The sequence below is a fragment of the Magnetospirillum molischianum DSM 120 genome (assembly GCF_000294655.1).
GTDB classification, from domain to species: Bacteria; Pseudomonadota; Alphaproteobacteria; order Rhodospirillales; family Magnetospirillaceae; genus Phaeospirillum; species Phaeospirillum molischianum.
Genome location: NZ_CAHP01000048.1, coordinates 1 through 764, shown reverse-complemented (window position 1 = coordinate 764; position 764 = coordinate 1). Strand labels below are relative to the sequence as shown.

Here is a 764-nt window from a genome sequence, read left to right as displayed (position 1 = left end):
GAGGCTTTTGCTCGCCGTAAGGCCATATGGAATATCGTTTCAGTTGGTCAGATACTTGTCTTTGCTATAATTTAAAGAAGATAAGAATGGGGCAACTGGACGCGTATGAGCGTAGGGTTCTTGCCATGTAATTGCTCACGGGGTTGGCGTCGATTTTGTCAGGCGACGACGAAGGTGCCGTTGACGAGGTCACGAACGGCCTGAAGGGCAGTCTGGCCCTTGAGGCGCGCCGTGCCGGTGACAGACCGGTATCCGGCATGGACTTGGGCACCCCAGTCGGAGCGGAATCCATTGGTGACCTTGCGGAAGACGACGGAGGGCCGAATCTCGCGCTCGGAAACATTGTTGGTGGGCGGGACCTCGCGATCGGTGAGGAAGACGAAGAACTTCGTTCGCCACGCCTTGATCTGGCGCTGGAGGATTTTCCCGGCCGGATGAGCGGCGGGGATGGCGAGCAGGGTGTCGAGGCGGCGCTCTGCCTTGGCGGCATAAGCGACCAGCGTAGAGTCCTTGAGCTCTGTTCGTCGTTTGCCGACACGGATTGCCCAACGGAGATGATCACGAATTTTCGGGGCGAAGACGGTGTCGCCGCAATCGATGGCGTATTGGACGTCGCGCAGGACATGGGCGAGACAGACCTGATGGGCCAGGGCGAGATCCTGCTGTCCGGCGTAGCGGTCGGACACCCAGACCCCGGGGCGGTAGTCGCCCAACACGGTCTCGGCGACGCTTTTGGCCCGGCGCGGCGCAATGTCGTGCAGCAC

General features: G+C 60.6%; 1 protein-coding gene. It reads right to left on the bottom strand.

All coding sequences use genetic code 11. The features are described from left to right. Nucleotides 1-158: 158 nt before the first annotated feature. The coding region (locus PHAMO_RS16245) for an IS66 family transposase (protein WP_040567679.1) at nt 159-764 on the bottom strand (606 nt) is incomplete at its 5' end.